Annotated in this window: 17 protein-coding genes; 9 read left to right on the top strand and 8 right to left on the bottom strand. The window is 55.3% G+C overall.

Annotated elements, in window-relative coordinates; genetic code table 11:
- Window positions 1–3: 3 nt before the first annotated feature.
- From FEAC_RS05055 to FEAC_RS05045, 3 genes are all read right to left on the bottom strand, one after another.
- Window positions 4–2,355, bottom strand: a complete 2,352-nt coding sequence (locus FEAC_RS05055; RefSeq protein ID WP_052565696.1) for an aerobic carbon-monoxide dehydrogenase large subunit — start codon at window positions 2,353–2,355, stop codon at window positions 4–6.
- A 68-nt stretch (window positions 2,356–2,423) separates the two neighbouring features.
- Window positions 2,424–2,906 carry a (2Fe-2S)-binding protein gene (locus FEAC_RS05050; RefSeq protein ID WP_035388882.1) on the bottom strand — a complete coding sequence of 161 codons (483 nt, stop codon included), beginning with the start codon at window positions 2,904–2,906 and terminating at the stop codon, window positions 2,424–2,426.
- Window positions 2,906–3,781 carry an FAD binding domain-containing protein gene (locus tag FEAC_RS05045; RefSeq protein WP_035388883.1) on the bottom strand — a complete coding sequence of 292 codons (876 nt, stop codon included), beginning with the start codon at window positions 3,779–3,781 and terminating at the stop codon, window positions 2,906–2,908. Before FEAC_RS05045 ends, FEAC_RS05050 begins: the two co-directional genes overlap by 1 nt.
- Before the next feature lie 1,491 nt (window positions 3,782–5,272).
- On the opposite strand from FEAC_RS05045, the gene FEAC_RS05035 reads away from it, so the two are divergent.
- The 5 genes from FEAC_RS05035 (at window position 5,273) to FEAC_RS05015 (ending at window position 9,037) form a co-directional block, all read left to right on the top strand.
- On the top strand, window positions 5,273–5,560 hold the full coding sequence (locus FEAC_RS05035) for a hypothetical protein (RefSeq protein ID WP_152623092.1): 288 nt from the start codon (window positions 5,273–5,275) through the stop codon (window positions 5,558–5,560).
- Window positions 5,561–5,601: 41 nt separating this feature from the next.
- The gene (locus tag FEAC_RS05030; protein WP_035388925.1) at window positions 5,602–6,237 is read left to right on the top strand and encodes a maleylpyruvate isomerase N-terminal domain-containing protein; all 636 of its coding nucleotides are present in this window, start codon (window positions 5,602–5,604) and stop codon (window positions 6,235–6,237) included.
- A 432-nt stretch (window positions 6,238–6,669) separates the two neighbouring features.
- On the top strand, window positions 6,670–6,918 hold the full coding sequence (locus FEAC_RS05025) for a hypothetical protein (protein WP_035388887.1): 249 nt from the start codon (window positions 6,670–6,672) through the stop codon (window positions 6,916–6,918).
- Window positions 6,919–6,956: 38 nt separating this feature from the next.
- Window positions 6,957–8,240: an MFS transporter gene (locus FEAC_RS05020; RefSeq protein ID WP_052565658.1), complete on the top strand. Its 1,284-nt coding sequence runs from the start codon at window positions 6,957–6,959 to the stop codon at window positions 8,238–8,240.
- A gap of 545 nt (window positions 8,241–8,785) precedes the next feature.
- Complete coding sequence (locus tag FEAC_RS05015) at window positions 8,786–9,037, top strand: hypothetical protein (protein ID WP_035388890.1); 252 nt, start codon at window positions 8,786–8,788, stop codon at window positions 9,035–9,037.
- A 139-nt stretch (window positions 9,038–9,176) separates the two neighbouring features.
- On the opposite strand, the gene FEAC_RS05010 is transcribed toward FEAC_RS05015, so the two are convergent.
- The gene (locus tag FEAC_RS05010) at window positions 9,177–12,458 is read right to left on the bottom strand and encodes a DEAD/DEAH box helicase (RefSeq protein ID WP_160290333.1); all 3,282 of its coding nucleotides are present in this window, start codon (window positions 12,456–12,458) and stop codon (window positions 9,177–9,179) included.
- Between the two features lie 410 nt (window positions 12,459–12,868).
- On the opposite strand from FEAC_RS05010, the gene FEAC_RS05005 reads away from it, so the two are divergent.
- Window positions 12,869–13,588, top strand: coding sequence for a GntR family transcriptional regulator (locus tag FEAC_RS05005; protein ID WP_052565650.1), 720 nt, complete (start codon window positions 12,869–12,871; stop codon window positions 13,586–13,588).
- Window positions 13,585–14,997, top strand: coding sequence for an aminotransferase class V-fold PLP-dependent enzyme (locus FEAC_RS05000; protein ID WP_052565649.1), 1,413 nt, complete (start codon window positions 13,585–13,587; stop codon window positions 14,995–14,997). The genes FEAC_RS05005 and FEAC_RS05000 overlap by 4 nt, the downstream gene beginning before the upstream one ends.
- Window positions 14,998–15,554: 557 nt before the next feature.
- Here the strand turns inward: FEAC_RS05000 and FEAC_RS04995 are convergent.
- Window positions 15,555–16,445 carry a G1 family glutamic endopeptidase gene (locus FEAC_RS04995; protein ID WP_035388891.1) on the bottom strand — a complete coding sequence of 297 codons (891 nt, stop codon included), beginning with the start codon at window positions 16,443–16,445 and terminating at the stop codon, window positions 15,555–15,557.
- A gap of 1,135 nt (window positions 16,446–17,580) precedes the next feature.
- Window positions 17,581–18,633 (bottom strand): aldo/keto reductase, encoded by a 1,053-nt coding sequence (locus FEAC_RS04985; RefSeq protein WP_035388893.1) that lies wholly within the window; start codon window positions 18,631–18,633, stop codon window positions 17,581–17,583.
- Between the two features lie 428 nt (window positions 18,634–19,061).
- Here FEAC_RS04985 and FEAC_RS04980 point away from each other — a divergent pair, with 428 nt between their 5' ends.
- Window positions 19,062–20,078 (top strand): YihY/virulence factor BrkB family protein, encoded by a 1,017-nt coding sequence (locus tag FEAC_RS04980; protein ID WP_052565646.1) that lies wholly within the window; start codon window positions 19,062–19,064, stop codon window positions 20,076–20,078.
- An 89-nt stretch (window positions 20,079–20,167) separates the two neighbouring features.
- Here the strand turns inward: FEAC_RS04980 and FEAC_RS04975 are convergent, their stop codons facing one another.
- The gene (locus FEAC_RS04975; protein ID WP_035388894.1) at window positions 20,168–21,055 is read right to left on the bottom strand and encodes a transketolase family protein; all 888 of its coding nucleotides are present in this window, start codon (window positions 21,053–21,055) and stop codon (window positions 20,168–20,170) included.
- A gap of 45 nt (window positions 21,056–21,100) precedes the next feature.
- Window positions 21,101–21,796, bottom strand: coding sequence for a thiamine pyrophosphate-dependent enzyme (locus tag FEAC_RS04970; RefSeq protein ID WP_035388930.1), 696 nt, complete (start codon window positions 21,794–21,796; stop codon window positions 21,101–21,103).
- A 78-nt stretch (window positions 21,797–21,874) separates the two neighbouring features.
- On the opposite strand from FEAC_RS04970, the gene soxR reads away from it, so the two are divergent.
- Entirely contained in the window at window positions 21,875–22,342 is a 468-nt protein-coding gene (gene soxR / locus FEAC_RS04965) for a redox-sensitive transcriptional activator SoxR (protein ID WP_035388895.1), read from the top strand.
- Window positions 22,343–22,377 lie beyond the last annotated feature (35 nt).

The following is a 22,377-nucleotide window of genomic DNA, read 5'->3' as shown; positions in this document are numbered from 1 at the left end:
TACTCACTCGATAGCTAGATCCGGCCGCATTGGCCTACCTTGCAGGGCACGCCACGTCATAGCTGGGGTGAACGGCATGTCTGCGTGGCGAATCTGGAGAGCATCCAATACTGCGTTTACCACCGCCGGCGGCGATCCTACCGTCGCCGATTCGCCCACTCCCTTAACGCCAATAGGGTGATGAGGAGAAGGCGTGACCGTCTCTCCAAGTTCCCAGCTTGGACACTCCATCGACGTCGGCAACAGGTAGTCCATGAACGACCCTCCAAGATTATTGCCATCGGGATCGAAGGCGATGACCTCCATCAGGGCCATACCTAGTCCATCAGCCAATCCCCCGTGAACCTGTCCCTCAACAATCATAGGGTTAATCCGAGGTCCACAATCATCGACTGCGATGAACCGGCGCACCTTCACCGCTCCAGTTTGGGGGTCCACGTCGACAACACAGATATACGCCCCAAAAGGATAGGTCAGATTGGGTGGGTTGTAGACAACAGAGGCATCCAAGTGCCCCTCCACACCCTCAGGCAACTCCAGAGAACTGTGGGCGGCCATGGCTATCTCTGCAATCGTCTTGCCTTGAGATGGGTCACCCTTGACGTACCACCGTCCGTGCTCCCACTCCAAATCCTCGACCGAGCACTCAAGCGCAGCAGCAGCAATCACTCGCGCCTTATCCTTGATGCGTTGTGCCGCCACCGCCGCCGCCGCTCCTGATACGGGAGTAGAACGAGAGCCATAGGTTCCTAACCCAAATGGAGTGTTGTCGGTGTCACCATGCACCACCTCGATGTCCTCCGGCGGCAGTCCTATCACATGAGACACGATCTGGGCGAACGTCGTCTCGTGGCCCTGTCCCTGTGTCTGTACACTGAGCCGGAGCTGTGCCTTCCCAGTCGGGTGCACACGTAGCTCACATCCGTCGGCCATTCCGAGACCCAGGATGTCCATGTGCTTCCTTGGACCAGCACCGACCCCTTCGGTGAAGAACGACAGACCGATGCCCATGAGAGGAGTTGAAGGATCTGCCCCCGGCTCTGTAGCCCGAGCTCGTCTGGCCGCCTGTTCAGCTCTGAGATCCTCGTAACCCGCTATCCGCATCGCCTCCTTAAGCGCTCGCGGGTAGTCGCCAGAGTCGTATTCCCAACCAGTCGGCGACATATAGGGAAATTGCTCGGGCCTTAAGAGGTTCTTCATTCGCAACTCGGCCGGATCCATCTGCAACTCATAGGCCAGACAGGTCACCATACGCTCCACCAAGTACACAGCCTCTGTGATCCGAAACGAGCATGCATAAGCCACACCGCCGAGTGCCTTATTGGTATAGACCGCAGTGACCTTGCAATGTGCGGCCGGATAGTCGTAGGAGCCGGTGAAAATGTGAAAGAATCCTGCTGGGAACTTCGTGGGCTGTGCAACTCCATTGAAGGCGCCATGGTCAGCCAACACATGAACCCTGAGGCCCAGAATCTTTCCTTCCTTGGTGGCGGCGATCTCCCCATGCATGTGATAGTCGCGGGCGAAAGAGGTCGACATCAGGTTCTCGGAGCGATCCTCCATCCACTTGACAGGTGCACCAGTGACGATGGATCCTACGATCGAGAGGACATATCCAGGATAGATGCCGACCTTATTCCCAAACCCTCCACCGATGTCCGGCGATATCACCTGTATCTTCTGCTCGGGCAGCCCCGCTACCAATGCGTAGATGGTCCGGTGCGCGTGCGGTGCCTGTGTGGTAGTCCACATCGTCAACTTGCCGGTTACCTTGTCCAAAGAGGCAACAGACCCGCAGGTCTCCATTGGGGCAGGATGAACGCGAGGGTAGATCATATCCTCGGATACGACGACCTCTGCATTAGAAAATACCTCATCACAAGCGGCGGCATCCCCTGCCTCCCAGTCGTAAATCTTGTTATCTGCCCTACCTTCAAGGTCATCTCGAATAATTGGTGCATCTGGATCGAGAGCGTGCTTGGCGTCGACTACTGCCGGAAGTGGTTCATAATCTACCTCAATGAGTTCAAGCGCATCGCGCGCCGAATACTCGTCCTCGGCCACCACATAGGCCACCTCTTGACCCTGAAATCTGACCTTATCCGTCGCCAACACCGCCACTACGTCACCAGAGAGAGTCGGCATCCATGCGAGCTTGAGATCTTCGAGCATTTTGCCGGTGATCACAGCCTTGACCTTCGGATGAGCCTCGGCAGCGCTAGTGTCGATCGAGACGATACGTGCATGCGCGTAGGGGCTCCGAAGAATTGCGCTGTGCAGCATACCGGGCAAGTTAACGTCATCGACATAGTGCCCCTGGCCGCGCACAAAACGCGCATCTTCTTTTCGAAGCATACGCCCAAACCCAAGTGGGTTCCCCTCCGGACTGAGCGACGTATCCTGAGTGGGTGTTTGGGTCGCGGTCACGCGATGGCTCCTTCCTGTGCGGTCTGATGAGCCGCTGCCCACCGGATAGCACGGACAATATTTTCATAACCAGTACACCGACAAAGATTCCCGGAGATCGCCTCCCGAATCGTAGCCTCATCGGGATCTGGATTGCGATCGAGTAGGGCTCTAGCGGCCATCATCATTCCAGGAGTACAAAATCCACACTGGAGCCCATGCTCTTCAATGAAGCCTTGTTGAACCGGGTCGAGAACGCCGCTCGACTCCAGGCCTTCAATAGTTTTGACCTCATGGCCATCGGCCATAGCGGCCAGCGTAGTGCAACTCTTCACCGGCACGCCGTCAAGCCAAACGGTGCACGCCCCACAGTTTGAGGTATCACAACCCCAGTGTGTGCCGGTGAGTCCAAGAGTCGATCGAAGAAAATGAACCAAAAGAAGCCTCGGCTCGATCTCTGACGAGCACTCCTGACCGTTGACCTTTATAGCAACCCGCATCAGCTCATATCCCCTTTTGCTCGAGCAATAGACTTGGTCAAGGCTCGTCCGACTAACACCGCCACAAGATGGCGTTTGTAGTCAACCGGTCCTCGTTGGTCCGCCGAGGGGTTGCAGAGTTCACCACATCTCCTTGCAGCTGTCTCCACTACCGACTCCGAACCATCACTTCCCCTAAGGATCTCCTCTGCCTCACTACAAGTGAACTGCTCCGCGCCGACGGCCGTGATCCCTATGCCGACATCAACCACCAAGTCGCCCTCGAGCTGTACAAAAGCCCCAGCCGCCGCAATTGACCAGTCACCCGCTCTGCGCTCCACCTTCTGGTAGCAGCTACCGGAGCCTGGGCGTAATGGCACCCTTACCTCTGTGAGAATCTCTGCATCACGAACCTCAGTCTGGTACGGGCCAACGTGGAACCCTCGCGCGTCGACCGTGCGAGTCTGGGTCGCCGAACGGATCATCACCCTGCCTCGCAACGCCGCAAAAACCGCAGATAGATCCTCGGAAGGGTCGGCCTGACAAAGAGAACCGCCCACCGTTCCTCGATTGCGAACCAATGGATCCGCAATAACCCGCTCGGCCTCGGCAAATATGTGATAGTGCTGTGCTAGTAGCGGAGATTCCAGTACCGTCGCATGTCGGGTCATAGCGCCGATAGCCAGCTCGTCGCCCTCCACACGAATGTAGTCCAACTCTTTGAGTTCATTGATGTCGATCACCACGTCTGGGCGAGCGAGGCGCAGTTTCATCATCGGCAAGAGGCTGTGACCCCCAGCGATCAGGCGCGCCTCCGGACCATGACGGACCAACAACGCGAGCGCATCCTCAACAGTAGAGGCGCGCTCATAATCGAATACCGCAGGAACTTGCATGTTTCCCCCCGACCTGCGGACACAACCCCGCTAGTCTTCCCCGTACAGGGCCCATGTTACACTCAGCACCTGAGCGTGTCAACCCACCTTTCGAAGCTCTTCCCGAATTCATATCCATCTGGTAATTATTTGCCGACTTCGGATAGTTATATACAAGGGTGATCTCTATTTAGGCAGCTCGGCGAGGGGGCAAGTTTAGGAGATGGAAGTAGTCTGCTGCTGTTTTACCGAGTCCATAATCGTGAAAGGTGTCCCCTATTGCGGTGATGGACTCTATGTGATCCACATCTAATGTGAGAGGACCGACCAAAATAGATACGGTAGGAAATCACATGAAGGGCAAGAAACACACACCAGATCAAGTCATCGCAAACCTCGCAGAGGGTCATGCGTAAGAGCAGAGTAGACCGGGTTATAGATCCCGCTATTACGACGAAGCCAGCCAATGACAAGCTACATGGTGCCTATGTGGTCAAGACGAGCTGAGCGCGGGCGTGCTCTCGAATTACTATATTGCCTTAACCAAAATCAAGAACGTCTTTTGGCCTATTAAAAGCGACTTTGGCCTGCTTCCCGTCCATCACCGGCTAGCCAGACGAACTGGGGTTCATCTATTCATCGCCATCCCTAGAACTGTCTTCTCTTGGCCGCAATTGAACTCAGCTTACGATCCGGAGACGATAGCAGAAGCTGGTCGACGGTGAAAGAACAGGTGACTACCCATGCTAGAACCAGGCTGGTCCATACCAATAACACGGGTGCACTTATTCATCTCTGGGTTTCGTCTAACCCAGAGCCCATACAACCGTGAGGCCTACTCCCTTCTTGGAGTAAAGGATCCTGCAGGCGTATCAAGACAATTGCGGCTCATTTGTAGTAACCTACGCTTTGGGTCACAACCTGTCTACCTAGGGCAATACGGATAGATCCCGAAGGTTGGCTCGATGAGACTTTTATCTCTTCGACCTTATGGCTGTCAAGGGCCATCTCGTGGCTCGCGCCTCCATTGATTTATTTTGGCTCGCGTAAACGACACTACGGTGCGGCGAGATCATGGACCTCTCCATAAAGCTTGGATCTATCGGGATAACCCTTCTCAAGCTTCTCCATACGGCGGTATTCGCTGACTGTGATAGGCCGGTTATTGTCGTTCTCCCGGCCTTGCTCACGGTATCTTCACCCTGGTCTTGCCATTCCACGATCTTGCCGTGGCGACAACAGACCATGGATGAGCTCATCCGCGAATGGTTGGAGTCAAACGAGAAACATTGTCACCAAAGTCGATCGAACTCTACTCATCCTGCATGCGACGCCGTATCGTGCGATCCCTCGGGAGAAGAAAACCTACTTCCTGATGATCACGCTCTTGTTATGCGCATGGGTATTTTTGATGGCCCTGGACGCAAAGCAAATTAGGTCGCTCTGACATTGATGAGAGGAGGAATTGTTGGATCCCATAAGGGGCTGAAACATCACAAGGACAAGGACCAATTGAAACAAGTACAGCAGGGCTTCGCGGTTCGAGAGGCGGCGCTGACTTTGCAGATCTGCGAGTCTACGCTCAGGCGGCTGATCTTGAAGGGCAGCATCAGGGCGGTGATGACGATGGCTGTACTCGTTCAGTCGCAGTCTGAATGGTTGAGGACATCGAGCAGGGGTCTGGTGGCGGTTCAGCTCTCGCTTTGGTGTAGAAGGTACGCTAATTCTGGTAAACCACTGTCTGCTTTCGATCAGGGAACGGACAGTGGTGGGCCATCAGCCCTAACCCTTGGAACTTGACGGGAACAAGATATCGGACTTAGGGTTACTCTATGGTGTCCATGAGCGCTACTAGGTCAGCATTCGCCTGTGCTACAGATGGCTTCGTCGAACTTGTCGGCCAGATCCAAGACCCACAGTGGCACCTGCCTGGTCTCGGCGTTTGGGATGTGAGGGCACTGGTTGGCCACAGCGCTCGCGCACTCGTAACCCTTGAAACCTATCTCAACAACCCCATATCCGAGGGCTCACTCATCGAAAGTCCGGCAGCCTATTTCCGACTCATGCTCGGCGATGGTTCAGATCCTAAGCAACGCCAAATCCAGGACGAAGCGATCGCGGAACGAGGCCGAGAGGCTGGACGCGATCTGGGTGCCAATCCCATTGAAATGATCTCATCGCTTGCCAGTCGCGTGCTGGTCTTGGTCGAGGGCGTTAAAGACGATAGACTCCTTACGATTCCCGCTGGCGTGATCTCGTTTGCCAATTATCTACCGACACGTACCTTTGAACTTAGTGTCCATAGCCTCGATATCGCTCAAGCCTTGCAACTAGAGCTCCCTGTAGTACTTACCGACGCTATTGCGGCTTCGCTCGAACTTGCCGCTCAAATCGGAGCCCTCCGCTCTGATGCACCAGAACTACTCCGTCTCTTGACCGGGCGACGGACTCAAGGGGGCTCCCTCAGTGTTCTTTAATAGGCAGTCGAGATGAGTGGAGTTCCTCACCAAATATGACACACGACTGTCGTTGCCAGAGCCCAACCTATCCAAAGGGCTTAGCTAAGCTAAAGATCCGTCATTAGATCTGTAGACAGTGCAATACATCTCACGCGCGAGATGTTAATGCCGCCTCCAACATACTCGCCGATGGTTTGCGCATACTCGCAATCGAGCAATCTAGTATGGTCGCCGACAGACGGTCGGGGACTGAAAACGCCTTTGCGCCACCGCAAGACCAGCAGCCATGCGCGCAGTTAGCAAAAACGCCGAACTCGGCAAGGAAGGGCGGATGAGGGCTGGCGATTATGGCCGGCCTAAACTGATTCAGGGATTCCCGTCCCCCGAAAGTGGGGAGATCGTCAAGGTTCTGTTCATACTCGTATGTTCTATCAAAGAAGGATTGTTACAGTGAACCACGGTAGTGCTCTAATGCCGATTCCCGCCTACGACAACGTAACTGTAGTAGTGGTAGCCATCGAGGCGTCGGCTGAGAATTCAAAACAACGAGCTATTGTGCTCGGCGAACCTGCAACTGGGCGTCACGTACGGAGTGGAACCCGTTGCGTTGCGGCGACCGAGCGCTGCAGCACCGAGGAACCACCGCTACAAGAGATTAGTGCTGGCCACTCTGTGGCTTGCTTCTTTCCGCGCTCATGAGCACCTCCGCAAAATCCCCAGGGTCGTTCAGATCCGCGATGTCAGTCTTTGCAATTGTCCCGTTTCGTAAGGTCTGGTTCGGTGCTCTGTCAGGAAATTCTGGTCGCTTTGCTGTCATCCTGGTAGCAGGCTGGGAAGCCTACCGACTTGGCGGGGACTCTGCCATATGGCCAAGTCTGGTCAGCTTCTTTCTACTCACACCCACGATGGTCTTCGGGCTCATCGCCGGCACCTACGCAGATCGAATGAATCGAGCAAAGGTCGCAGCAGTGGGCCAGACTATCAACGCCGCCGTCTGTTTTGCGGCAGGCATATTCGCCTTCACTCACTCAATGAGTCTTGGCATCGTCTTAGCTACCGCCGCTGTCGTCGGGATTGGTAATTCAATCCAGGGTCCGGCCTGGCAGACACTGATTCCGAACCTAGTGGGACAGGACAAGATCGTAGATGGTGCGCTTGCGACCAGGATCGCACAACAAGGATCTGAACTCATTGGTCCCGCAATAGGCACGTTGGTTCTCACCACCATGGGTCCTGGCTGGACGTTTATGTTATGTTCGGCGTTTTATCTTGGCGGTATGTTGCTGTTGCTCAGCGTAAGGGGCCACGCCAGGCCGATTGTCGATAAGAACACCTTTGCAAAGCGCACTCCCGTACGACGCCAGGTTGTCGAGGGCCTTTCGTATGTCAAAAACACGAGCCCAATCGGTCTGCTCTTTGTCTGGGTCACCTGCCACTGCAGTTTGACCATGGCTACGTTTGGGATACTGCCCACGATAGCGAGTGTCAACTTCCATGGATCTGCAGGAGTCTACGGGGTCTTGTTGACCACCTTTGGACTGGGTTCGGTTCTTGGACCCCTGGTCTTACTTTTGTTTCGCAGGTTGCCTCCAGGTTGGGTGCTTTGGGCTACCGGCATACTTTCAGGCGCTCCATTGGTCGTCATTGGCTTTACACATAGCGAGTTGTTGGCGGGACTAATGTCCATGCTTGCCGGTGCCGGACAGGCCGTGTTTATGTCGATGATCTATGGAAGCGTCATGAGTTGCTCTGCTAATACCATGCGCGGCCGAGTCTCGAGTGTGCAGCTGTCAGCTACCACCGGTGCCATGGGTCTCGCAAGCCTAGGGTGGGGAGCACTCGTGTCGGTGGCGTCCGCAGGTCTGGTCCTGGCGGTTCCGGGAGCAGTGTTTGTGGCTATCTGCTTTGGTTTGATCGGGCGCGTCGGCAGCGTCAATCGATCGGTGGCCTCCCAGACAGAGGTGATCAGAGTAGACAATGTTCGACGGTCAGAGGCAGAGGGAACTGACACCGATAAGTAGCAGCGAAAGCGGAATCACGCTTGGCAAAGATCTGCTCGGCGTCCAAATTATCGCGACCCGCAGACATGATGAGGCTCGGGCGCAGGTGCAAACTTCTTGAGACTAATGAATTTCTGATCAAGACTCCGATCGGCCGCGTGTGCACCATTCAAAAATCTGCACTGCGCCTGGTTGAGATCTCCGTTGACACCAACCAGGAAGGAGATCTATGAACCGCGCCGGGTTTCACGGAGACTCGGGGCGGTTGAGTAAGCACTCTGACCACCTGGCGGTCTAGGTCTCCTCTTTGATCCGCAGAAGAAACCCGCGCATATGTAACGGCAGACTTGGGCACAGATGGTTGCGACTCTAAGTCTCCCACCAACATGAGTTGGCCAACTTTACGTGCGGGTATAGGCAAATTACCGGCACGATACAACTTGTATGCCGTCTGCGGATATATACCTTGTGACAATATCCACGCACACAGGTACATTGTATTATAGTACAACTGTACGTCAACTGTTGCAACCTCTCTCTGGGCCCATTGTGATCGGCTAAGGTGAATGCACACCACTATTGACGACATGAAAAATGACGAACGACTCCGACTTGAAGCGATAGCCCAGGACCACAGGTATGTCTTGCGCCCTTGCCGGGATGGCACCCCGGGCGTCATGATCCCGGAGCGAGATGCCAAAAACTTTCCGAAGATGCAGAAATACCTGATCACAGAGGAGGCAGTTCATACGCTGCTCAGGATCACCGTTTCTGATCACGATGCCTTCATCGTAGTTCCGCTCGAACTAATAGGATGAGCCGCCCAATCGACGCACACCTACTCCTCAAGCATTAGTCATCTAGCAAATAGCTTTCGCGAGTCCGCTCATTCAGACGCCCACCCGAACGAGTAGATCCCCTTACCAGCACTGCGCATCGTTCAGGTATTCGATCCTCTTAGCGATTCGCCGGAAGCGGGCTCAACAGCGATGCGATATCGTCCTCGCCAAACTTAACCGAACTCGACTGCGCCTCATCGAGCACGCCGGCGGCCAACTGCGCTTTGCGCTCCTGTAGCGCGACGATCTTCTCTTCGATACTGCCAGCGACGATAAGCTTGTAGACAAAGACAGGCTTGGTCTGCCCGATTCTGTGCGCCCGATCGGTCGCCTGGTCCTCAGCTGCCGGATTCCACCAAGGATCATAGTGAATCACCGTGTCTGCCGCTGTGAGATTGAGTCCTACACCCCCGGCCTTCAAACTAATAAGGAAGAGGGGCACCTCCTTGTTCTGAAATCTGTCTACAGGGGTCTTCCGGTCTCTGGTGTCTCCGCGCAGAGTGACGAAGTCTATCTTGGATCTCTTCAGTTCGGCTGCGATGATGTCGAGCATCTCGGTGAACTGGGAGAACAGTAGTATTCGACGTCCCTCCTCAAGAAGCTCGGGAATCATCTCCATAAGCGCAGACAGCTTTGACGAACTTGCCGTCCGCTTCGCGGTGCTGCTCTTTAGCAGTCTTGGATCACAACACACCTGGCGAAGCTTCAACAACGCATCCAGTATGACTATGTGACTTCGCTCGATACCTTTGCTCACGATCTCGTCACGGATCCGCTTGTCCATCGTAGCTCGAACGGACTCATAGAGATCGTGCTGGGCGCTTTGCATCTCAACCGCCTGGATGACCACCGTTTTGGCAGGAAGCTCAGCGGCTACCTCGGACTTAGTTCTCCTCAGAATGAAGGGGCGCACTCGTTTGGCGAGCACCTGAAGGCGAGCTAGATCCTGATGGACCTCGACCGGAGTGCTCCAGATCTCTCGAAAGAAGTTGCGTTCACCGAGGAATCCTGGTAGGACAATATCAAACTGCGACCACAACTCCAATAGATGATTCTCGATCGGCGTTCCACTAAGACACAGCCGATGCATCGTCTTGAGTTGTCGAATGGCGGCCGAGGCCTTCGCCGTTGGGTTCTTGACATTCTGCGCCTCGTCAAGGACCAGCATATGAAAAACCTGTTCCTGCAGGACTGCGATATCACGCCACACCAGCGCATAGGTCGTAAGGACAAGATCATGCTCGCCTATAGTTCCAAAGTGAGACTTACGTTCGGGTCCGTGGAGGGTGAGTACCTTCAGGTCAGGGGTAAAGCGCGAAGCCTCATCTTGCCACGTGTTAACCAGGCTGGTTGGGAGCACCACAAGAACAGGTGATTGCAAGCGACCAGCCTCCTTCTCGGTGAGAATGTGTGCGAGCGTCTGCAACGTCTTGCCAAGTCCCATATCATCTGCCAAGATCCCACCAAGATCATGCTCCTTGAGAAATTGGAGCCACGACAAGCCCTCTAGTTGATATTGGCGCAACGTAGCCTTCAGTCCCCTCGGGGGTTCTACCAGCGTTGGACCGTCGCCGGCCAGTTGGGAGCTGGCAAGGTCCCGGACCTTATCAAGTCCGGTCGTATCCCATTGACTATCGCCAATGAGTTCTTTCACTCGACTCGCATCGAAGGCCGATAGTCGCAAGTCGTCTGATCGTCGTGAGAATAGGTCGATCAACGTCCCCACAATGTGCTTCAGTCGCCGTGCCTCCACTCCAACCCTGGGAGAACCTGGCTGCTTCAAAAAGATCATCTCGTCATCGGCGATCATCGAAAGGCCACCAGGAGCCAGCCACCTAGGGTCCCGTGCGAACAGATCAACGAGTAGTTTGCCAAGATCGATTCGTTCATCGTCGACGGTGATGCCAAGCTCAAGATCGAGCCAACCCTCTTGGCTGGTCTCGATATCGACATGCCAGCTAGAAACCGTCGTGTGATAGTAACGAAACTCTGGGTCGATCTCGAGCTTCCAGCCCTTGCTTTCAAGTTCATGAACCGTGTCGTTCATGAACTTCTCCCAATGCCACGAGTTAGGGTGTCCAAAAGCAACTCGAGCAACTTGATTGCCTAGAGACTTGACCTCTGGCGGGCTCAACTCCACGAGCTCAATCTTGGCAAGTTCTCGTAGTGCCTTTTTCTCCGCCCTCTTATCTCTGACTAGGTGGACAGTTCCCTGGTCATTGGTCTCGATTAGCTCGCCCTCATCATCCACCTCAAGCACGATGTCTCCATAACGAAACTCAGCACGAGCAAAATCGATGAAACCGTCGCTGGTTCGTAGATTCCAGGTGCCACCATGCAGCGGTACTTCCAGGCTCGAGACGATAAGTGCCGGCACAAGCGGCACCTTCACCTTCGGCAAACTCTTCGTAGGAGCCTCACTCGGGAGTGCAATTGGTTGACCAGAGCCCTTAAGCAGCTCCTTCGCACTCTTGGCTTCAAGCGGGTTTAGCGCTGGAGCCTTCAAAATGGCGACGACCAGATCCTTGGGCTGTTCGGTGATCACATGACCAATCGCTCCAGCGACCGCATCAACATAAAGAATCGCTTCGCTAGTTGGCAGGCACCATGCCTCGGCCAAACCAACATCGAGCACGGGAATCTGCTCACCACTTCTCAGTACTCTCCATCTGAGGGTGCCCTCGTGGGGCTCTGCAAAACGCAACGGCACAACTCCGTCATCCCGGCGGCCGATGAGACGACCGGTCTCTGCCAGCATCTCTAAAACCTTGAATGCGTAGGCTCCCTCAAGGCTGAAATAGTCGAGCTGGTAGTCACCACCTTTGGAGGAATCTAGCAAAAGCATCTTGATCGCCTCAAGGTCGCCGTCGGTGACAAACGTAGGGCGGGCTTTCAACACGTTGCGAAAACTCTTCCATGGTTCAAGCTTGCCGATCGGTGCCCCCTGTGGCTGTTGGCGGGTCTTGAAACAGACCAGCCGGGGCGGCAACCAGCCCTCTGCAGGCAAGATCTCCCAGAGAACTACTACAGTCGGACTAACTTCCCTATCGACCGGCGCTGGTGCTACAGCGCGTCGCAGCTCCGCCAACCACTCTTGTGCACCCGCACGAACCTCGGTTCCAACCTTGGATTTAGGAGCCTTCATCGCGACGAGCATGGCAGCGGCACCATGCTTACATCGAGTAGACACGGGACAGCTGCAAATCGACAGTACGCGATTGCTAGCAAAGTGAATCACGGTCCGGTAAGGCTTAGGAACGGTGCCCTGTACTCGGGCTACGATGGCGTCCTCAGAGACGGATTCCAACTTGACCTTATTCAGATAACCTCGGCCCTTTTGAATCTCGCGATCGCCAAAGTAGCTAACCGCGTCCTCGAGGGTGAAGTTCAATCCGTTCATCGTCAACTCCCTGGCATATCTCTCGCGGTGAGGAGACATCTCAAGCTGCTGCAAAACAGCAACCCACCTTGAGGTGCTCTAGTTCATCTCTCACACCACTCTATCGGCCGCACTAGAGTAGAGCGTTTCTGATTCTGATTGAACAGCGCTCTACTGGAACACTGCCACAGGGAGGGGTGCTACAAGATCGAGTGGCATCGGCGATCGCAACTCAAAAAGCAGACCGACAACCTCCTTGGCTTCGCCCACTCCAAAAGTGTGCCGCCACTCGCCGCCGTCCGAGTAGTTGAGATTCGCGCACCGCGAGATGAGCGAGCTTCGATGGGCAGTCGCGAGTCGCCCGATCCCGGTCGAGCATCGACAGGAATGACAGCAACGTTGAATGTATACCAGTTAGTATATTGATCACTATGGTCATTGGTATACCAACATCTCCTGCTCGAGGATCACGTACCGACGATGCTTATCGCGTTCTCAAACGCATGATCCTCTGCGGTGAGTTAGCCCCAGGCGCTGAGTTCACCGAACGACAAGCCTCCGAGCTCGTAGGGTCGAGCAGGACGCCGGTCCGAGAGGCTCTCGCTCGATTACGCCACGGCCGACTCATCGTACTCCTCGCCGCCCGCCGCTATGCGGTAGCCCCGATCGCGATGGGCGACGTCCGACATCTCTTTGATGTCCGGAGGCTTATCGAGTCCGAGACGACCCGAATCGCCTCTGGCCGGGTCGACGGCGAGCAGCTCCGTCGACTCGATGAGATCTGCTCGACCACCTATGACCCAACAGACCCAGATAGTATTCAACTCTTTCTCCAGGCCAACAGAGAGTTCCACCTAACGGTAGCTCAAGCCTCGGGTAATCCTCGACTCGTCGATCTTCTAGTCCCACTTCTAGACGAGATGGAACGCCTTCTCTATCTTGGTCTGCAGCACAGTAATCGTGCCGAGGCGATCGTGCACGAGCATCGCTCCTTAATCGCTGCTCTAGAGGCAGGTAAAGCATCTACTGCGGTGCAGGAGATAAACTCCCAGCTCGACGACGCCCAAGAGATGGTTACCCAAGCATTCCTCACTGGTGCCTTCGATAGCGAACTTCTTACCGTCAATCTGCATCAAGCGATGGAGCTATGAAAACCGCATCCACCTCCCATGACGCCACACAAACTCAAAACAGACCACACCTTGAGTTGGTCGGTGATGATATCCAGGTTCCACTCGTCCAAGGAGGGCAGCGGCGCTACATCAATCTCGACTTTGCCGCCAGTACACCAGCATTGGTTGAGGTCGCAGCCAAACTAGACGAGTTCCTCCCCTACTACAGCAGCGTGCATCGTGGGGCAGGCATCAAGTCGCAGATCTCCACTAGCGCTTACGAGGGTGCACGAGAGACACTTCGAGCGTTCTTTGGCGCACTCCCCACCGATACGATCGTCATTACCCGCAACACTACCGACTCCATGAACCTGCTGGCGAGTTGCCTCCCAGTAGGAGCAAAGGTCGTCGCCTTCACCTCCGAGCATCATACAACCCTGCTGCCATGGCAGCGTTCCAAGGGAAGCGTCCACTACCTCACCATGCCCAAGAGCGCGAGTCAGGCAGTCGAACAGCTCTCCGACTATCTTCGCGGACAACCGGACACCACCCTGGTGGCGGTCACCGGTGCATCGAATGTCACCGGTGAGATCTGGCCGATAGCCGAGCTCGCCACGGTAGCACACCAGTATGGCGCTAGGATCGTCGTGGACGCCGCACAGATGGCGCCCCATCTGGCGATCGATATGACTGCCCTCGATGTCGATTATCTAGCAGCCTCAGGACACAAACTCTACGCACCCTACGGGGCTGGTGTGCTCCTGGGTAGAGCCGATTGGCTTGACAGCGCCGAGGCCTACTTGCGTGGTGGCGGCGCGGTCGACTTCGTGACCCCAACTGAGGTTCTCTGGTCTAGAGGGGCATCACGACACGAAGCAGGGTCGCCCAACGTCATTGGTGCGGTTGCGATGGCAGCCGCTTGCGAGACCCTCGCCGCCTATGGAATGGATGAACTCGCAGAGGAGGAGATCGCGCTCGCCGACTATGCCCGCAGGAGGCTCGCAGATGTACCAGGTATAGAGCTCTATCGACTTTGGGAACCGGAGGCGGCGCGAATCGGAGTCGTACCCTTCAATCTTGCTGCCTACGATCACAGCCATCTCGCAGCTATCCTGAGCGCCGAGTTTGGGATTGGCGTGCGGCATGGATGTTTCTGCGCTCACCCACTAATCCTTGAGTTACTCAACGTCAGTGATGAGCAAGCGACCTCCCTCCGTGAAGAGATCAAGACCGGCAATCGGCCTAGGCTCCCAGGAGCCGTGCGCATGAGTATCGGAGTCTCCACGACGCGCGACGACCTCGACTACCTGGTCAATTCGCTCACCAAGATAGCCAACGAAGGTCCCAGCTGGACCTATGCCATCGACCCAAACACCGGTGAGTTTACCCCCGCACCTGACCCACGCGAGTGGCCAGACCTTCCTATTACCCTCGATCGAACAACCTGATCGCAAGGTTCATGTATGTTACAACGACTGCTACAGCCATACACCAGGTCGAGAAGTCACAAATAGATGAGCGAGTCTGACATCGAGTTCGCGACCTAAGTGGCTTCAACGACGCGACGAGCACAACATGCTCAGGCAGCGATCGCAGGATCGGCCTACTGGAACAACCTCATCCTTGCGAGCAGATGGATGGATGACGGGAACGCGTCATAACGCTGTCTCGTTGAGTGAGATGTAGTGACAACGCAAGCAATACCCACTACTTCGATGGCCACGGTCAAAAACTCACCACGTTAGGCGAGCGGATGTCTAGATCGAAAAACTGGCTTTACCCACGCCAATAACTCAATGCCAAGAGACGGAAGCTCGCTTAAATCTCTTACTCAGCCAACTGAAGCGATCATATCTCCGGTCGTACAAAGCTATGTAGGTAGACCCGATGCAGTCAACCGGCGTCGTGCCCCGTTTTACGTGCGGCTTCGGAGGTGATTGCACAGTTTGGGGATCACCTCCGAAGTTGACAGAGCTTAAGGAGCCCATCTATGTGATCTAGAGGATCAGCTCTGTTGGTCGTCGTAGTAGACCTTGAATCCACCGTAGGAGCTATGGAACTGTCCTGGATAGGTAGCCACGTTCCCCGACTGGACCATGGCGGTGGGCAGCATCACCTGACCAGCGCTCTGGGCCGAGCTCGACACCTTGACATTGAAGAACTTGATCGGGCTCGAGAACGGAGTTGGAGCGGTTTGACCTGCAGCCGTCGTCGGCGCCTCAACTATGAAATCAGCGCTGTCGCCGGACCCGTAGTAGTTACCTACACCACTCACCGATTGACCAGTGGTGAGATCCTCGACGGTCACCTTCCACTCCGTCCCAGTCACTTGATCGACACTTACCTTCATATCGTTCCCTGGCGCGACGCTCATGTTCGGGACGGGCTGTGACGGGGATGGTAGATTCTCCACCCATGGGACTATCTTCACGGATCCAGTCGCAAGATCAGGGATCTCATAGACGCCAGCCTGAATGAGGGTATTGTTGCCAGAGGTTCCACCGATACCGACCCACTCTGCAAGCGAACATGAGAGACTCATGCCACCAGACACGGCACTCGCACAGGACTGCGGGAGCGAGGAGGAGAGAGTTGGCACCACAAATTGGGCGCTCGCCTGCGTAAAGGGTATGCCATTGGGTGAGTAATCTACATATCCTGACCAGTTTCCTGAAGGCACATCAACCGAGACTGGCAAGGTTACCTGACTCGACCTCCCAGCCGCGTCGGTGACGGTGATGGTGGCTTGGCCATTACCAGGGGATGTGGGAATGCCGTATAGCAAACCACTAGGGGTGATCTGGAGCCAGCTAGGGTTGCTGCTGATCGACCACTGTAGCGGGCCATCACCGCCCGTCGCCGAGAGCTGCAGTTGCACCTGAGTTCCCTCTATCACTCCGAGACTCCTAGGAGCCTGGATTTCCAGTGGTGCAACACCTCCCACAGACGAGGTTGGCGTTGCTTGAGAGGACTGATTGTAAGGTTGTGTCAGGTTTACAACTGGGTTTGTAGAACTTGTCGACTCGGCACTTTTCTGTGATGTGGCAAAAGTATGTGGGCGACTCGTCTGCGACGAGAACGTTGGGGAGCCCTGCACCCCCCAGTACGCTACTGCTAACGCCGCCACAACGCCTACAGTGGCGAGCCTCCTAAGTGAAGACCTTCGGGCCATGGCTATTCATACCTCCATCTCTAGTTGTGCATCCCCGTAAGACTGGCTAATTAGTAGATCTTCAACCAGGGCAAGGCAAGATGCCTGATGAGACCTACGACTCTTAGAAAGCTTGTCAGTCTCGAAAATGCTTGTCATCATCAACTACATCACCTTCAAGCATCAAGGTATGGACTCTGTCTTAGGAGTTCACAAGTCGAAACGTAAAAGAAGCTGTAAGCCCGGGTCTGTGTCAACACAAACCGCCACCTGGTGAACAAACCTCTTTATGAACCGCTCCAACTAAGGAAGAAACCCCTCAGCCATGGCATTGTCGTCTTTCTCCACAGTCCAGACAAGCCCTGTTCTACTAGCCAAAATCTGTTGAACCCTCGGTTCGCCAGTGACACTTACCGAACCTTCTTCGATGATCGAGTCAGCTATACAAAAATGCTTGCAAGTGACCCAGAAAGCGCGCGGAAGCTGATCTCGAAACTGCTCACCCATCGAAGGAGACGTCAAGCTGGCTTGAAGTGGAGTATGCACATACAACTTAGGTGCGTCGGCACCGTCTCTAGTTGATGGGTCATATCACAGTCGGAGTTGGCATCTGCATCTGATAGCTTGCGGGCGAGCATCGCCCTGGGATCAACTAGACCAAATTCAGATTCCAAGCAGCCGCTCACGGATTTTCATGGTGGAATCTTCGCCTCCTCCCATTACGGGAGCAACGGCGCGCAAGATGAATCGCTTTGCACCACCTGATCTGACTTCGAGATCAGCTAAAACTCCATCCGCGCACAAAGGCTGTTCACCTCAAGCTAGCCAGCAGCAAACGACTATCGCTATTTAGGTACGAGAACCTTGGGTAAACCCGAACTCAAGCGGTTCGACGCCGTCGCAACCACGGATTTGAGAGTGCCTCGGTAACGTAGGCATTACCATCATCCCCAATCGTTTGACCCGGAGCTACGATCTCGTCGATCCGGTCTAGCAGATCGGTAGTCAGCCGAACATCCACGGCACCTAACTGGCTTTCCAGTTGCTCCATTGTCCTTGGCCCGATTATCGGAGTCGTAACTCCCGGATGCTGGAGCACAAAAGCAAGGGCGAGATGGACCAGCGAGATACCGGCCTCGTCTGCAAGGCTCGCAAAGCGTTCGACGGCGTCGAGTTTGGCTTGGTTCGCAGGCGCGGACAGATCAAAGCGCGCCGGCATCATCTGTGCTCTCCTAGTTTGTGGTGCACCCTGATCGCGACGAATTCGACCCGAAAGCCATCCTCCGGCAAGCGGACTCCAGGAAAGGACACCAAGATGGTACTTTTCCGCGACCGGAAGCACCTCGCGCTCGATACCGCGATCGAGCAGAGAGTATGGAGGCTGCTCGGTCACGAACCTGCCAAGGCCCCGCCGCTCAGCGATCCACTGATCCTCAACCATCCTGGACGCTGGAAACGTCGAGGATCCAAAGGCGCGGATCTTGCCCTGGCGCTGGAGATCGGTAAGAGCTGAGAGTGTCTCCTCGTCGTCGGTGTCCGCGTCCGGACGGTGCACCTGATACAGGTCGATCCAATCAGTCTGCAGTCGGCGCAGACTATTCTCGACCTCCTGCACCACCCAACGGCGCGAGTTCCCCCGCCTGTTCGGATCGCCGCCCGGTGCCCCCATGGCGACGTCCATCGGACCATGGAACTTCGTAGCCAACACCACATCATCGCGTCGTCCTACAAGAGCTTTCCCAACAATAATCTCGGACTCTCCCTGGGAGTAGACATCAGCTGTATCGACAAAATTGATCCCGGCATCCAATGCACGATGAATGATCCCTGCAGACACATCGTGATCAGGTTCTCCCCATGCGCCAAACATCATCGCGCCAAGGCAAAGCTCGCTGACGTAGATACCGGTATGACCAAGATTGCGATACTCCATTACTTCAGCCTATCCAAGCTGAAGTAAGCGCTCGATCCGCGTCGTAGGCATCCAGCAATCTCCTCTAGCCAAAAGCGTTGCCACCCGACGCTGGTCATGCATACCAGCTGGGCTCTTCTCCCGATAGCACAGAGCCCTCACCTCATCATCCTTGACTGCAGCGAAGCCACCGGTCCTGTGAGGGGCAGGAAGTTAGCCAGTCTCCTCAAGGCCGAGCGCCACTAACCAAAAATGCAACAATCACAAGAGCAGAACAAAACCGGTTGAAGTTCCTAACACTCTTATGGCAGTGTCGCTCCGTCGCATCGCGGCCAACTGCGACCTCCTTCTTTGCCTCAGATGGTCTTGGTCGAGCCGAAGCGTTCAGGATCCATTGGTGACTCGTTAAGTATCACCTCAGTTACTTCGACCTCTAGGATGGTAACGACATGCCCAATATCGAGCAGTTCATGCGGCGAATCGATGGCCTGCAGCAGCGCCATCGACCTCTTGCCTTCGTCTACGCTGTCATCCGCAAATATGGGCAAGACTCAGCTTCTACCTGGGCTCTGCTTATCGCCTACTACGGGTTTGCCTCCCTATTCCCACTGTTACTGGTCGCAGTTACCGTTACCGGGATCATCTTTGCTCATAATCCAACTCTCTCTCACCGCATCTCGACCACCGTCTTCGCACAGATTCCAGTCATAGGCTCTGAGCTCGGTTCGAAGGCGGGGGTGCACGCACTCAACGCCAACAGCCCGATCACGCTGATCGTTGGTATCCTCGGGACCCTCTGGGGTTCACAAGGGATAGCGTCCTCCGCCCAGCAGGCGATGGCAACGGTCTGGAACGTACCTATGACCGACCGCCCCGGGTTTCTACCGCGGACACTTCGCAACTTTGGCATCCTTGCGATTCTTGCCATCAACGTGCTGGTAACCTCGTCGATCGCCACCTTCACCGCCACACTTGGTGGTCACGAATTTAGCAAAATTCTCTTGATCATCGCGACGATCTTGGTGAACCTGGTACTCTACGTCGCCGGCTTTCGCCTCCTTGCTCCCAAAACAATACCGACGAAGGACCTTCTCCCGGGAGCACTGATGGCTGGCATAGCATGGAGTGCCCTCGAGCAGCTCGGCGGCTTTCTCATCGGGCATGAACTTGCACACACCTCGGCTACCTACGGTATTTTTGGACTCGTGCTCGGACTCATCACCTGGCTCGGACTCACCGCAACCGTCACCCTCTACGCAGCTGAGGTCAACGTCGTCCATGTCCGAAAGCTCTGGCCAAGGAGCCTGATACAGCCACCGCTGACAGCGGCAGACAAGACGGCAATCATAGCGCTCGCCAAAGTACAACGCTATCGTCGCGAGCAGGAGATCACAGTCACGTTCGAGGATCCATCGGACCCAAAGGATCCGAGCACACAACCCGGTTCAACTCTCAGTGACGAGTGAGCGCGTCGGCGAGCCGAACGCGTTCACCAGTCGGCGCGCCGCCGAAAGAGCATTGCATCAAAAACCGAAAAGAGACAGCCTCATCTCTGTTATAGGAAGGCGCGGATAGCCGACGAAATCCCAGCTGGATTGAGTCCTTGAGCCAAATCATGGTCCTCGTAACTGCCGTAACGATGAAGGTCGGGATGGTTGACTCCAAGCGCCAGTATGCGGTGTGGCAGATCAGAGAGCGCCCTCTCCACCACAGGGGAAGAGGTGCCTGCCAGATAGGGCTCAACTATCACCACCTTCGGCGTTGGTCCGGCAACTTCCCTTAACGTTGCAGCGTCAAACGGACGAACAGTGGTGGCATAGAGCACGGTAACATCCATGCCTTCCGTGGCATCTAGCACCGCATCCAACATCGGCCCAACGGCGATCACAACCCCATTTTCCCCCGTCACTACCCTGGCCATAGTCGCGGTTGTGTTCCGAATAGATCGCCTATTCATCGCGATGCTCAGTCTGAGATAGCCGACAGTATCCGACGATACCGCCCGTTGTAGCAGTGGAACGACCTCATCAGCATGACCTGGGACCAGGGTCGTACACGGACCCAGTGTATCGAGCAGTGCCACATCCTCAGGGCACTGGTGCGTCCGGCCATAACCAGGCTCGTCATAAGATGCGCCAATCGATACCAGCGTCGCCACCAATCCCTGATGAAAGAGATCGTCCTTGATCATCTCGAATGGTCGCTCGATCAAGAAGGGGGCATAGGTGTGCACCAAAGGATGGAATCCTTCGAGACTGAGTCCAGCTGCAACTCCAATTGCAGCCTGTTCTCGAATGCCAACGTTAAGTACCCGCCCTGGAAAACTATGACTCGCCTCTCTGAGACCAGCAGCAGAGATATCTGCCAGAACCACAATCGCCTTCTCGTCGGTGGCCATCCACTCCACAATGCCGTCAAAGAAGGCCTCTCGCATCGTCCGCATCCTCAAAGTTCCTCTCTCATTGCATTGGATTCTCTCGTCATCAGTTCAGTCATCTATCTCGCAAACCACGACTCTTGGCTCCGCCTTTGGAGCGGAGCCTTCGTAACACAATGCAGCCTCAAGTGCCCTATGGTCTCGACCCGCCACCGTGCTGGCGACCCAGCCCTCCACCTCGAAGCGACCGGCGATTCCAGCAGGCCATCCATGGGTGGAACTCCGATTGTCGATTACCACAGCCGTGAGATTGCCCAAGCCAAGACGTGCGGCCAAGGCAATGGCCTCATGCACCGAACCCTCGTCTAGCTCACCGTCCCCGAGTAGGCAGAAGACTTGTGGTGGCGACGACGAACGCAGGCTCAGCCCATAAGCGCTACCGATAGCGATCGCAAGTCCATGGCCCAGCGATCCACTCGAGATCTCGACAGCTTGGATACGCAAGCGATCTGGATGCCATCCAAGCGATGAATTAAACTCTCCATAGGTTCGCAACTCGTCGACTGTCATCATTTGCTTGGCCACCAAGACTGCATAGAGCGCCATAGGGCCATGACCCTTAGAGATCATCAATCTATCTCTCATCGGATCATTGATCGAGCCTCGATCTACCTTGAGCACCGAGTCATAGAGCACCCAGAGCACATCCAAAGTGGAGTGAGCACTGGCATCGTGCTTCTCATCGCCAGTCATCAGCTGAATAAGGTCCGCTAGGTCTTCATAACCATAGGTAGGCGACGAACTCATCGCAGCAATGTTCATGGGAAACACGCTACAATCTCAAGTTGACTTGAGGTCAAGCCAGGAAAGGAAGTATGTAAAAAGATGCCATCCAAGCAGGAACTTCTCCCAATTGGAATCGTCGCAGGACGTTGTGGAGTCTCGGTGGCGACGTTGAGATTTTACGAGGAGCGCGGCCTCGTGACCTCAATCCGAACCGAAGGCCAGAAGCGTATGTACACTCGCTCGGTCATTCGACGCGTAGCCTTTATCAAGGTTGCCCAACGCGTGGGACTAACTCTCGATGAGATTGCAACCGCTGTTGAATTACTCCCGAACCAGAGGACACCAAACGCGAAGGACTGGAATCGACTGTCGGCGAGCTGGAGACTCAGGATAGACGAACAGATTCGGACACTAGAAGGTCTACGCGACGATCTGGACTCTTGCATTGGTTGTGGATGTCTTTCGCTCGGTACCTGTAAGCTCTACAACCCAGATGACAAGGCCGCCAAGCTCGGTACCGGCGCTAGATACCTACTTGGCAACGAACCTTCCGATACGAATGAGTAACGGACACGGATTCCGCCCATCCACCGTCACCCTCC

Source organism: Ferrimicrobium acidiphilum DSM 19497, from assembly GCF_000949255.1.
Lineage (GTDB): Bacteria > Actinomycetota > Acidimicrobiia > Acidimicrobiales > Acidimicrobiaceae > Ferrimicrobium > Ferrimicrobium acidiphilum.
This window is presented reverse-complemented; position numbering and strand designations above follow the sequence as displayed.